This is a genomic window from Cohnella zeiphila (genome assembly GCF_014212055.1).
Lineage (GTDB): Bacteria > Bacillota > Bacilli > Paenibacillales > Paenibacillaceae > Cohnella > Cohnella zeiphila.
In genome coordinates this window covers 78,004-90,551 of record NZ_JACJVO010000035.1, presented here as the reverse complement: position 1 = coordinate 90,551, position 12,548 = coordinate 78,004, and the positions used below count along the sequence as shown (strand labels likewise).

The 12,548-nt window shown below is 49.8% G+C and carries 12 protein-coding genes and 1 pseudogene; 8 read left to right on the top strand and 5 right to left on the bottom strand.

The genetic code is table 11. The features are described 5' to 3' along the window. Together H7C18_RS27535 and H7C18_RS27530 are read left to right on the top strand one after the other, a co-directional pair. The coding region (locus H7C18_RS27535) for an ABC transporter permease (RefSeq protein ID WP_185132346.1) at nucleotides 1–603 on the top strand (603 nt) is incomplete at its 5' end. A 157-nt stretch (nucleotides 604–760) separates the two neighbouring features. Next, entirely contained in the window at nucleotides 761–2,797 is a 2,037-nt protein-coding gene (locus tag H7C18_RS27530) for a transglycosylase domain-containing protein (protein WP_185132345.1), read from the top strand. A gap of 104 nt (nucleotides 2,798–2,901) precedes the next feature. On the opposite strand, the pseudogene H7C18_RS36125 reads toward H7C18_RS27530, so the two are convergent. Then, nucleotides 2,902–3,129: pseudogene (locus H7C18_RS36125) on the bottom strand (ISL3 family transposase); the annotation flags it as partial. A 60-nt stretch (nucleotides 3,130–3,189) separates the two neighbouring features. On the opposite strand from H7C18_RS36125, the gene H7C18_RS35360 reads away from it, so the two are divergent. Beyond that, the gene (locus H7C18_RS35360) at nucleotides 3,190–3,393 is read left to right on the top strand and encodes a hypothetical protein (protein WP_238357996.1); all 204 of its coding nucleotides are present in this window, start codon (nucleotides 3,190–3,192) and stop codon (nucleotides 3,391–3,393) included. 94 nt (nucleotides 3,394–3,487) lie between these two features. On the opposite strand, the gene H7C18_RS27525 is transcribed toward H7C18_RS35360, so the two are convergent. Next, nucleotides 3,488–4,282: a Nif3-like dinuclear metal center hexameric protein gene (locus tag H7C18_RS27525; protein ID WP_185132344.1), complete on the bottom strand. Its 795-nt coding sequence runs from the start codon at nucleotides 4,280–4,282 to the stop codon at nucleotides 3,488–3,490. 134 nt (nucleotides 4,283–4,416) lie between these two features. After that, on the bottom strand, nucleotides 4,417–4,611 hold the full coding sequence (locus H7C18_RS27520; RefSeq protein ID WP_185132343.1) for a hypothetical protein: 195 nt from the start codon (nucleotides 4,609–4,611) through the stop codon (nucleotides 4,417–4,419). Nucleotides 4,612–5,095: 484 nt separating this feature from the next. Here H7C18_RS27520 and H7C18_RS27515 point away from each other — a divergent pair, with 484 nt between their 5' ends. Beyond that, complete coding sequence (locus H7C18_RS27515; protein ID WP_185132342.1) at nucleotides 5,096–5,596, top strand: SRPBCC family protein; 501 nt, start codon at nucleotides 5,096–5,098, stop codon at nucleotides 5,594–5,596. A 94-nt stretch (nucleotides 5,597–5,690) separates the two neighbouring features. Here the strand turns inward: H7C18_RS27515 and H7C18_RS27510 are convergent, their stop codons facing one another. After that, a complete protein-coding gene (locus H7C18_RS27510) occupies nucleotides 5,691–6,173 on the bottom strand; it encodes a hypothetical protein (RefSeq protein WP_185132341.1) in 483 nt (160 codons plus the stop codon). A gap of 303 nt (nucleotides 6,174–6,476) precedes the next feature. Here H7C18_RS27510 and H7C18_RS27505 point away from each other — a divergent pair, with 303 nt between their 5' ends. Next, nucleotides 6,477–6,737 (top strand): cold-shock protein, encoded by a 261-nt coding sequence (locus tag H7C18_RS27505; RefSeq protein WP_185132340.1) that lies wholly within the window; start codon nucleotides 6,477–6,479, stop codon nucleotides 6,735–6,737. A gap of 226 nt (nucleotides 6,738–6,963) precedes the next feature. Here H7C18_RS27505 and H7C18_RS27500 read toward each other — a convergent pair whose 3' ends face one another. Then, nucleotides 6,964–7,746 carry an alpha/beta fold hydrolase gene (locus H7C18_RS27500; protein WP_185132339.1) on the bottom strand — a complete coding sequence of 261 codons (783 nt, stop codon included), beginning with the start codon at nucleotides 7,744–7,746 and terminating at the stop codon, nucleotides 6,964–6,966. Nucleotides 7,747–8,187: 441 nt separating this feature from the next. Here H7C18_RS27500 and H7C18_RS27495 point away from each other — a divergent pair, with 441 nt between their 5' ends. The 3 genes from H7C18_RS27495 to H7C18_RS35610 all read left to right on the top strand — a co-directional run bounded on the left by H7C18_RS27495 (nucleotide 8,188) and on the right by H7C18_RS35610 (nucleotide 12,492). After that, nucleotides 8,188–8,571: an IolE/MocC family protein gene (locus H7C18_RS27495; RefSeq protein ID WP_185132338.1), complete on the top strand. Its 384-nt coding sequence runs from the start codon at nucleotides 8,188–8,190 to the stop codon at nucleotides 8,569–8,571. A gap of 325 nt (nucleotides 8,572–8,896) precedes the next feature. After that, nucleotides 8,897–9,421, top strand: coding sequence for a hypothetical protein (locus H7C18_RS27490; protein WP_185132337.1), 525 nt, complete (start codon nucleotides 8,897–8,899; stop codon nucleotides 9,419–9,421). A gap of 152 nt (nucleotides 9,422–9,573) precedes the next feature. Further along, nucleotides 9,574–12,492, top strand: a complete 2,919-nt coding sequence (locus H7C18_RS35610; RefSeq protein ID WP_185132336.1) for a DUF4832 domain-containing protein — start codon at nucleotides 9,574–9,576, stop codon at nucleotides 12,490–12,492. Nucleotides 12,493–12,548 lie beyond the last annotated feature (56 nt).

The following is a 12,548-nucleotide window of genomic DNA, read 5'->3' as shown; positions in this document are numbered from 1 at the left end:
GAAAACTATGTGAACTACCTGCTGCCCGGCATCCTGCTGATTGCGATCGCCAGCGGCATATCCTACACGGCATACCGTCTGTTTATGGATAAGCAGCGGGGCATCATCGAGCGGTTCCACTCCATGCCGATCGCGCGATCCGCCGTGCTGTGGGGGCACGTGCTGACCTCGGTGGTATCCAACGTCATTTCGCTTGTCGTCATCATTCTCGTAGCGCTGGCGATGGGCTTTCGCTCGTCGGCGGGGATCCTGCCCTGGCTTGCCGTAACCGGTATCCTCCTGCTGTTTACGCTGGCATTGACGTGGGTCGCGGCGATTGCCGGATTGACCGGAAAAACGGTGGAAGGCGCAAGCGCATTCTCCTATCCGCTGATCTTCCTGCCGTTCATCAGCTCGGCCTTTGTGCCGACCGATTCGATGCCGAAGGTCGTTCGCGCCTTTGCCGAGAACCAGCCGGTAACCTCGATCGTGGAGACCATCCGGGCGCTGCTGTCAGGGCAGCCGGTGGGCAACGAGATATGGATCGCGCTTGCGTGGTGCGTCGGGATTATGCTCGTGGCTTATTTCTTTGCGATGCGGGCGTTCAAACGGAAAACGGCTTAATTTAGTAAGCCGTTGATAAAGATAACCAGGGAGCAGACTGCCATAGGCGGCCTGTTCCCTTTTTTATTGAAGTAGGCTTTACGTACAGAAAAACGATCACACATACGAAATCTATTACTTATACAAAAGAATAAAGCATTGGCTTAGAGGAGTTAGCATGAGATCAATCATTCATCAAAAAAATAGAAAACCGAAGACGGTATGGATAAAGATCTTCGCTGCTTTCATGCTGGGTGCAGTTTTGCTAGTCATTGCATGTATCGTCATCTTCAACCTACTGGTTGCTCGTCAGAATGTATCCCTTCTGGAGGAGCCATTGCCTGCGTCAACCATCGTTTATGATCAGAACAAGGCAGAAGTGCTCCGTCTCTCGCCGAGCAAGTCCGAAGCTGTCAGCTACGACAGCTTGCCCGAACAGTTGATAGAGGCTGTTGTGGCTGTCGAGGATAAGCGGTTTTTCGAACATAGCGGTACTGACCTACGAGGCATCGGCCGTGCTCTGATAACGAATCTGTCGAGCGGCAAAACGGTACAAGGGGCGAGTACGATAACGCAGCAGCTGGCCAAGAATGTTTTTCTATCGCAAGAACGAACCTGGACGAGAAAATGGAAGGAGCTTCTGCTTGCCGAGAAAATAGAAAAGAATTACAACAAGCAGCAAATTATAACCTTTTATCTGAATCAAATTTATTTCGGCGAAGGCGCTTGGGGGATCAAGAAAGCTGCCGAAGTCTATTATGGCAAGCCGGTTAATCAGTTGACGCTGTCGGAATCCGCGTTGCTTGCGGGAATCATTAAAGCGCCGTCCGCTCTGTCGCCATACAATCATCCGGATGAAGCAAAAGCCCGCAGGAATGTTGTCCTGCAACTCATGAAAGATCAAGGGAAGATTGATCAAGCCACTTATGCCGCTTCTATAATCGAGCCGCTTCATCTTCTCAGCTCCAAGCCGGTCGGCAGCGATGTGATGAAGTATCCCTATTACATCGATCAGATGATTCGCGAAGCTGGCGAGAAATACGGACTTACGCAGAATGAAGTTCTTCATGGGGGACTTCGCATTTATACGACTCTAAATAGTCAAATGCAAGAAGCCGCCGAGCGCGTTTATGCGCAGGACAGTAATTTCCCGGCAAGCAGTTCCGACCAGCTCATTCAAAGCGGTGCCGTATTGGTAGACCCCCGAGACGGAGGAATTAAAGCGCTTGTCGGCGGCCGAGGCAAACAGCCTTTTCGTTCGTTTAACCGCGCTGTTCAGTTAAAGCGTCAACCTGGCTCAACCATGAAACCCATATCGGTGTACACGCCGGCTCTAGAGCACGGATACTCGCCGGATGATACGCTGATCGACGAACCGGTTAACTTTAATGGTTACCAGCCGCAAAACGCAGGCGGAAGCTACCATGGCGAGGTCTCGATCTATGAATCTGTCATTCATTCCTACAACGTACCGGCAGTCAAGCTGCTGAATGAGCTAGGAATCGACGCAGGGATGGAATCGGCTAACCGATTTGGATTAGAGCTTACGGATGCAGACCGGAACCTTGGGCTTGCTCTTGGCGGTCTCCAGGAGGGGGTATCTCCGCTTGAGATGGCTGAAGCCTTCAGTGTTTTTGCAAATGACGGGACACGAATTCCTGCCCATACCATAACCCGTATCGAAACAGCCGATGGAGAGATTGTGGCGGAGGACGATCTTGATGAAAAGATAAGCGTAACCGATCCCACGATTGCCAGAACGATGACTTCCATGTTAGAAGGTGTCGTGACAGAAGGAACTGGAGTCGCAGCAGCGCTAGAAGGTCGACAAGTAGCCGGCAAGACGGGAACGACCGAAATGCCCGGAACGGGCGGACAAGGGATGAAGGACAATTGGTTTGTAGGATACACGCCTCAGCTCGTCGGCGCGGTATGGCTCGGTTATGACCATACGGATGAAAGTCATTACTTGACGACAACCTCCGAGGCTGCTGCCGCCGTATTCCAGAAGCTGATGAGCGAAGCGCTTAAAGACGAACCGGTTATGACTTTTCCTAAAGCGCCGGGAACTGCTTCAAAGAAAAACGCAAATCCGAAGAAGCATGAAAAACCTAATCCCCATAAAGAAGAAAAGAAGAACAATAAAAGCACGCACGATGATAAAAAACATGGTAATGGACGGGGGCCGAGAAAAGAGAAGGGAAAGGACGACTAAAAAAGTTTCTTGCGAGTAAGAAAGAGTTCCCCATAACAAGATCAAAAGTCGCATAAACTGCGGCTTTTTATTTTGGGTATTCGGATTTTGTGGTGGAAAAGGGCTTATAACTCGCCCTTCTCCAATTTCTCAATCAAGGTGGAAATGTCGATACCAAGCAACGTGACTTCTTCTGGTTCACGAATAACAGGAGGCATCTTGAATACGGGTAAATACTCCTCCAGCTCGTATTTAACGATCCGCCGCTGATACTTAGGCTTCCGTTGTTTTGCAAACCCCTCTGTAAAAAGTATTTTGGCTCGCAGTACTTCGAATGAATAGCCCCTACCTAAATATCATATCTACATCTATTTAAGCATGAATTAATAAATAACAAGACTTTACTATGGAGGATGGACAGTTACATAAAGGAAGGTCCAATAATTGAAGAAATTTGGGCAACGGCAGGAGAGATATCCGATCATTTTGTTTTTGAAGCTTGGGATACGTTAATGCGTTCAGGACATATTGCTTCTCTTGAATTTAAGGAAATGGAAATCTACCGATACGCTGTGAAAACAGTTAGGGAGGCTGTATTCGCAGTTCGTTCGGAGTGATTAAGGTCATAGCTTAGAAATATCTTTGACCGCAAAACAAAAACCCGCGGTATCGCGGGTCTTTGACGGATTCGATTATCTAAGACGACAGAGGTTAAATTCGCTGCAAAGCAGTCGGGTGCTCAATCAAGAACACGGGCAGTTCCGGAAACGCTAGGCGTAGCAGTTCCGCTGCCGTCTCCATGCCAGCTTCTTCGCTCTTCTGGTGCCCTGCGATGATCAGCGCCTTGTTCAGCCCCATGTCGGAAGCATCCCTCACATATTCATTAGTCTCCCACTCATTGGTCTCGCCCGCAATCAGCAGATCGAGGTCATTGTCACGCATGTACCGCATTTGGACTTGTCCGCCAAGCGCGCCGACCAGCAGTCCGAAGCGGCGGACCGTCAGGTCGGGATCCCCGGCGACTTGAACGCTGTCGATTCCGAGCTTTGCCTTCAACTCCGCCGCGATCGAACGAACCGTACCGGTCTGGTCCGCGGGTAGCGTCAGCAGCTTCAGGTCGTCGGGATCGGAGTAAGCTTCCCATTCGAGCTTCTTCAGCATGCCGGCGACAATGCCGTCGGGCTTGTACCAATGGATATAATCATGAAGCCGGAAGATCGACATTCTGGTCTCCTCGATCAGCGCTTGCTTCCGTTCGTAGACCGGGTCTCCGCTCAACCAATCGCCTTCGTCGCGATGATTGTAATAAGTGGGCTCATGGGTAATGATCAGATTCGCGCCGGCTTCCGCCGCTTGGCGTATGGCGGAATATGTCGCTGTGAAGACGACAGCAATCCCCTTGACCTCGTCATCCCCTCTGCCACTCTTCAACGTGTCCACTGTATCGCTGAGCAAGCCGACTGGCTCGATCAGGCGTGTGATCGCTTGTTGTACGGTAATCGGCATTTACAAGTTCACTCCTTTTTCTCTATCAGATCGCATACTTTTATTTCCATTTATTATTTCAACAAAAGTTACCGAATACCTCCCCCGCAATCGACGAGAGGTCTTCGTCCGCCGATCCTTCGGCGAGATGACCTTTAGCGGCGAACGTCCTTCTCCCACCCGGACGTCAGCCATTCAAACAATTCCGGAGAACGCATTCGCAGCGTCTTTTTTAACGTGCTCATAGTGGCATAAACTTCATTATCACCGGCATCGTCCAGCGCAATGCTGGACCTGTCCTTTAACTCGATGATGGCGAAGCTGGTGGGCATGGTTACTTGAAATGACATGATTAAACTACTCCTTGAAATTTTACCCACTAGCTAAGTTAGCCGGGCTTGATTTCAGTTATACATTATAATGGTGACAGGTATTGTCATAGATTTAAACCGAGGATAAATTCTGTCCAAATTAAAATCATTCATGATTTTGGATTGAAGTGGTAGTTCAACAGGGAGCTTGTCGATAATTTCAGTGCATTACCAAGCTTAAGATAGCCGGTCACGTCCTAGAGTTTAGCGTATATTTTCGTTGAATGTTCGAGGGACCCTATTAAGGAATACTGGTTTTGCAAGTTTTTATTGGCTTTGGTAATGAAATGAAAGTAAAACATCCACCAGAACATATGGATTGTTTAAATCTCTCCGAGTTCATGGCTAAATATGTTTACTTAGATTATTAATTCTTCGAACTAACATTAGAGCATATAACGGAGCTTCTGAAGAAAGCCTCTAGTACACTGTAACAATTCATCGGAAGGGAAGAGGAAATGTAATGAGCAACCAACAGGGACTCTTATTGAAACGCGAGTTTAACGCCCCGAGAGAACTGGTATTTAAGGTGTGGACCGATCCGGCGCACTTTGGAAACTGGTGGGGACCCAAGGGGTTCTCTCTGGAAGTGGCAAGAATGGATGTCCGTCCAGGCGGTATGTTTCTCGGTTGCCAGAAGTCTCCGGACGGACAGCATGCCATGTGGGGCAAGTTCGTTTACCGGGAAGTGCAGGAGCCGGAGAAACTGGTATGGGTCCAATCCTTTTCCGATGAAGAAGGCAACACGGTTCGCGCGCCTTTTAATCCGAACTGGCCGCTTGAGATTCTGAATATTCTAACGCTTGAAGAAAACGAGGGAAGGACGATTTTGACGCTGCAGGGCGGGCCGCTCCATGCTTCTGCTGAAGAACAGGAAGCGTTTGACGCGATGGCGCCAATGGTTGCGCAAGGGTTCGAAGGCACGTTCGAGCAACTTACCCATTATCTGGCTAGTCAACTTTAAGTCAAGACCAATCGGTGAGAAGAATGCCTCGGGGATTTACTCCGGGGCTTTTCATCTAAGCATGGATTCGACAGCCAGCCAGGAGAGATGACATTTAAGCATTATGCGGAATAAGATAATCTGGAACTCCTTTGCTAACCTTACCAAAGTCAGGATCGCCTTGAATATGATTAATAACGATTGGCTCAACAACCACTTTCCAGCCAGAGTTAAATTTATTGATTTTGAATGGAATTTCTGGCATGGTCCCTAGATCATGAAATACATATCGAACCTTGATTATTGCCTCTGAATCGTTAATTTGTTTAAAATCCGTAACAATATAATTTTGAATAGTCTCACCCTGCGCTTCATAGGCCTTCCGACGACTTGCGTCATTTTGGTAACTAGTATCGACCGAATACTTAATCATTTCATCCGCATTATCATTTTTAAATGCAGTAAAATATCCGTTAGCTACCTCAAGAGGGTTAGCGTTAGAATTACTGTAAGAATCCTCTGAATGTGCATATACTACGGAAACGGTCGTCAATGAAATTGCGATAGCAACCAATCCAAATAGTAAAGTCCTTTTCATGAAAAAACCTCCCTCAAACTTTGTTTCTTTATGGGCGTCTAGTTCCGGAGCCAATTGTGGTGTAATAATAACAAATAATTCTAGTCGGGTACATAGGAATGGATAACTATCCATTCGAGGGTTTTTATGCGGGACGAATGTCTGGAAACGTACCAAACCCTAGAATGCCGGCATTCAGTGATAACATTTTTGCACCGCTATTCCTTTTAACCATTGGTTAAGAATATATTGTTGAGATCACGCTAATGGGAAACGATAGCCCAATTTTGTGATAATTTATAAAGTAACAGCGGAGGTGCCAAAATGGGGGAAAGACGATGGGGTATTGTTAAATGGTTCAAAGAAGATAAAGGTTACGGGCGGATCCTGTTAGACGGCCAGGACGGTAACCATGTTTTTGTTCACTTTAGCGAAATACTACCAGATCCCATTAGGTTATCGAACGGCTTTCGGTTTCTTAAAGAGGGGCAAAAAGTTGAATTCGACCTAATCGAATTCCCGAGCATAGCGGATTCCCAGCGAAGATCAGCTAAGAATGTACGAATTATAGAGGATCGAAGGTAACGTGTCGTACGGACCTCGGAATCCATAGCATAAGTAATACAAGATGGCTGGGGCAGCTCTCAGTGAAACTATATCTACATCTCAGATGAGTGGAGTTATTAGAATTATGGAACTATCGGGAAAAGATAGTTCCATAAACTCGAAGAAACGGCAGCCGGTATAAAGGCTGTCGTTTTCTCAATTTGCCAGTCGTCGTGCTATTGTGGTTCCCCTGGCGAGGCGTTCATCATCCGACGAACTCCCGCAACAGCAGATTGAACTTGTCGCGTTCGTCGTAGAACGAGCCGTGGCCGCTGTACATGAACGGCACAAGCTGCGAATGAGGAATTTTTCGGTGTATTTCCTCCGCCTGGCTGAATGGAATGACCTGGTCGTGAATGCCATGCACGATCAGCGTGGGCACCTGGATGCGAGATAAGTCTGCATTCAAATCGAAGTCCCGCAGCATGACGATGACCGCGGCCGTCGACCAGCCGGCAGCCTGCATGCCCATCCAATTGAACCAGTCCGAGAATGGCTTGGTGATGTACCGGAAGAAGAAAATGTCCGTTACGCCGAGCATCATGTTTGCCCGGTCGTTCAACGTCTGCTTCAGCAACCGCGCAGCCGTCTCATTGGTGAAGCCGCGCGGCGCCGCCGCGTCGATCAGCACGAGCTTGGATACGCCTCCGCCATTGTACCGCACGACGTATTTGATCGCGATCGCGCCTCCGGTCGAATGTCCGGCAAGCACGAATTCTTTCAATTGGAGCGCGTCGACGACGGCGCGGATATCGTCCGCAAGCCGCTCTAAATGATAGCCGCCGTAGGGCCGGTCCGACTTGCCGAAGCCACGCCAGTCGATGCCGATGCAGCGGTAACCCATGCCCGGCAGCACGTCGAACTGATATTCGAACTGTTCATGGCTGAGCGGCCAGCCATGAAGAAACACGATCGTCTTGCTTCCTGCCGGGTTGATGTCCTCCACGTAGAGCTTTACCCCCGGCTCTACCGTTACGTAGTATCCCACCGTCGATGCCTCCGCAAATCAAAATCCTTTCCCGATAGGATACGCACTCGGCGCCCAAACGTGAATGCCCTTCGCGGCGCAGCCGGCAAGCCATGCATCCCAACAGTCGGCCGGCCAACTATTAGGCTGCCGATGGTCATTTAACAAAAAAACGCAGGATAGTTTCATTGGTTCGCGAATTATAAAAACATTCAGGTGTTTTCCATAATTTTGATAGGGAGGAATAAAAGTGAGCGGAACAGGCAACTTTTCTTTATTTCCAATGTTTGCTCAAATCATGTTTATTGTGTATGGATTGTTCATTTTACTCGGATTATATTGTTTATACTTATTAATTAAATTTTTAATTCGCGGAATAACAGCATTTGATATTTATATAGAAAAGAATAAAAGAAGATAATGGAGCTGTTTTTGTTATGCAAGAATGGAGGCACTAAATTGATGAGTAGAAAAATTTTATTTGTTCTCTCATTCATTTCAATTTTTTTGACTGTATCATGTAGTCAGGATACAAGCATCGACATTAGCGATGCAGTTGGAAAATCCGAGGACTATTTTAGGAAACTTGACGGGATAGCTACTACGGCCTCTTCTTTTGATGGTAATAAAGATGTTAAATTCAGACTTATGGTTGAGGGGGATCTTACAGAAACTGAAGCAACTGTGTTGTTCAAACGCATTTTGGATGTTATTGCTAAGTATTCAAATCGTTCAGATGTTTGGAATTATTATAATGGTTATTTTGATATCAAAAATTATGATCATGGCGTCATTTATGAAGGTACAAAGCTGATTGGTAAAGATTTAAAGGTCAAGTCGAAGTGAGTTTCTATTCAGTTATATGGAATATATTGAAGAAACGGGGACTTTAATTTGGCTGTGAATACTAAAATCAATCTGTTAAAAATAACTGAATACTTACTGGCCATTTGGGTATGGTATCTGGTACTTTTTAAATTGTTTAATTGGGGTTTATTCGTTGGCTGGTTAATTGCGTTTGCGTTTATAAGTTTAAAAAAATTTGTTAATTCGTACGAACCGAAGAGAGAGTATTCAAAAAGAAATTCTACGATTCTCTCCATCGTTTTGTACGGTGCGCTTATTATCATTTATTACGTTTTTTTTAGAATGATAGCAGGGGAGGAAAGGAATGAAGGTCAAAATTTTCATTGTATTTATTTTAATTTTAGGACTTTTCTCCACATGGTATCTCATACCCAAACGGTATGAGACCACGTTAGATGGTGTGTATTATCAATTAGGAAATGAAAAGGTATTCGAGAAAGTTAAAGTACATCTCGACGGGAAACTGCAAAATCACATAAATGGCAGAAGAACGTTTAATGGTATCGTTAGCTTTGAGGGGAAGGAACTTCCCAAAATTCCGGATGAACAAACAGAACTTTTATTAGATTCTCGAGGCGGGAATTTTAGTCAAATATATTCTGGTTTTAAAATTAATGAAGGGATTGCAGTGCCTAGTATATATATTCTTGGCATGTTGTACACGAATGACCGATTTACTCCATTTTCCATCTCTGTATTTAATGGAGAGCCCAGAACATGGGCTCCATCAAATGGATTTATGATTTCGGCTCCTGCCCAGACTAGAGAAGAGGCATGGAGAATATCACAGAAATTAATGAAAAAGTTTGGTGTTTCAATAGCGAAATAAAGTGGAGCGGCTTCCTTAGTCGTAAATCCATATTCTGATTGAATACAGCTTTATTAAAAACTTGTCGCTTTTCTTTAATTCTCGGCATCGCGGGCCGTTTCTCCCTATGACAAAATAAGGGAGAATTCACCATTAAGCCGAGGAGGAGAACGATGGGAAAACGAAGAGTAGGACCGCTGCTATGCGCGGCGGCGCTGTCCGCGTTCGCGTGGTGGGGAGGGGGAACGGGATCGGGAACTGTGGCACACGCCGCCGTCGGGCCGATTACGGTAAATTTGACCGAATCGTCCGAAGCGTTCAAAAATCCGATCATGGGCTTCCGTCCGTCCCGGTACATCAATGACAGCTCGTTTGCCGACCGGGAGTATTCGGATATTTACAAGCATTACATCAAGTACACGGATCTCGAGACGGACGCGACGGATTCGGTGCAGAAGATCAAGGATTGGAGCAACGCCGCTTGGGCGGGCATCGAGAACAAGAACATCAAAGTCGTCCCGCGCGTCGTCATCGTCTATCCGGGAACCGGGGAATTCTGGCCGAACGGCGTACCTCACGACGATCCGGTGAACGAATGGCTGTCGGATACGCTGAAGTCCCGTCTCGTCGCGTTCATCGCCAAGCTCGGACAAGCTTGGGACAACGATCCCCGCGTCGCTTTCGTCGAGCTTGGCTTATACGGGAATTGGGGCGAAAATCACATTTATCCGAACAAATTCCCCGACGGCACGGACCGCATTCCGCTGAGCTTCCAAACGGCGCTGGGAGATGCGTACACGGCAGCTTTCCACAACAAGAAAGTGCTCGTTCGTTATCCCGAGACATTCCCCGACTATAACTTCGGCATCCAATGGGATTCCTTCGCGCTGCCGGACGACGCTGCGGGCGGCAACGGGGAAATTTCCCGAGATACTTGGCGGACGCAGATCAACAGCGGCGAGGTCGCCTACGATTGGGGCGATCAGTCCAATCTGGGCGGCAGCCCGGACGGCACTCTCGGCAACGCTTCCCATACGAACTACGTCATCGATTGGATCATGAACACCCATACGTCAAGCCTTGGATGGATATCGGACTATACGGCGAGCAATTCTTCCGTCGAAGCGGGAGCGACCGCGATGCAGAAAGTACTCGGCTACCGCTTCGTGCTGAATCAGGCTACGTTCACCGGCAACGTGACGCCAGGGGGGACGATGAACGTTTCGTTCCAGGTCGTCAACAAAGGCTCGTCTCCTTTCTACTACAACTGGCCCGTCGAAGCGAGCTTGCTGAAGAGCGACGGAAGCATAGCGTGGAAAGGCTTGTTCCAGGCCGATATCCGGAATTGGCTGCCGGGTACGAATTGGAACAGCACAAACCGCTCGTATAGCCAGGCCCCGGCAACGAACACGGTGAACGGTTCGTTCACGATCCCGACGAGCGTGCCGAACGGGACGTATACGCTGGCGCTGTCCATTCTCGATCCGTCGGGCTGGAAGCCGAGCGTTCGGTTCGCCAATACGAACTATTACGCCGGCGGCCGAACGCCGATCGGCAAAGTGGGCATCGGCATGGACCCGGCCAATCAAAATCTGGGAACGTTCGCCAGCTTGAAGTCCGACAACACGCTGGGCTATAGCCTGCAAAGCGGCGCTTACGACGGCGGAGCAAGCGGCGGAAGCGGAGATACGCAGGCGCCGACTGCCCCGTCCAATCTCGTCTCTACCGGGAAAACGGCAAGCACCGTCAGCCTGAGCTGGTCCGCGTCGACGGACAATGTCGGCGTCGCCGGTTACGATATTTATCGCAGCGGAACCTATGCGGGTTCATCGACCGGGACCTCCTTTACGGACACCGGGCTGCAAGCGCAGACGACCTATACGTATACCGTGAAAGCCAAAGACGCGGCAGGCAACGTGTCGAACGCCGGCAATGCGGTAAGCGTGACGACGGACGCCGCCGGCGGCGGGGGAACCTCCGTCACCTATGAAGCGGAAGCCTCCGGCAACACGCTGGCGGGCGGAGCGGCGACGGCGTCATGCAGCGCCTGCTCCGGCGGCTCGAAGGTCGGGTACGTGGGAAACAATAGCGGCACCTTGCAGTTCAACGGCGTGAACGCGCCGGCTTCGGGAACGTACACGCTGACGATCTCTTATCTGAACGGAGATGCGGCAAGATCGGCGCAGCTGAGCGTCAACGGCGGCGCGGCAACCAGTCTCAGCTTCCCGAGTACGGGCGGCTGGAGTACGGTGGGAACGGTGCAAACTTCCGTGCAGCTCAGCGCAGGGAATAATACCCTCAAACTGTCGAATGCGAGCGGATGGGCTCCGGACTTCGACCGGATCCGGCTGAATACCGGCAGCAGCGGCGGCACAGATACGCAGGCGCCGACGGTTCCGGCGAACGTCGCCGTTACGTCCGCGACGACGAGCAGCCTCACGCTTGGTTGGAGCCCGTCGACCGATAACGTGGGCGTAACGGGCTACGACGTTTACCGGAACGGCGTCTACGCGGGGACGACGGCGGCTGCGGCTTATACCGACACCGGTCTCGCCTCCGGCACGACGTACAGTTATACCGTGAAGGCCAAAGACGCGGCAGGCAACGTATCGGCGGCCAGCGGCGCGGCGTCCGGGACGACGAACGCGTCCGGAGGCGGCTCGGCTCTGCTTCTGGACAATTTCGACAATTCTCCGGCTTGGCCGGGCAGCAATGACCTGGGCAAATGGACGGGAGCCAACGGGTTCGCGAACAACGCCGGCGTCCTTGAGAACGGCGCCCTGAAGCTGCAGTACAACAACGCGGGATGGTTCGGCAGCGACGTCACGCAGAGCATAACCGGGTACAGCAAGCTGATCGTGCGGATCAAAGGCGCGGCGGGCGGCGAAGAAAGCCAGTTCCACCTTATACTCGGAGGAGCGGAGAAGACGCTCGGAGCTTTCAGCGGGGATACGGTCACCACGTCCTACAAGGATATTTCGATCGATTTGGCCGCGAACGGCGTCAACCGGGCTTCCCCGGGCCAGCTGCAAATGTCGTTCTGGTACGGCAGCGCCGGGACGGTATGGATCGACGAGATCCGGTTCGAATAAACGAGTTGACGTTGAAGAGGCTCCCCTCCGGCTTCGGCCGAGAGGGGAGCCTTCTT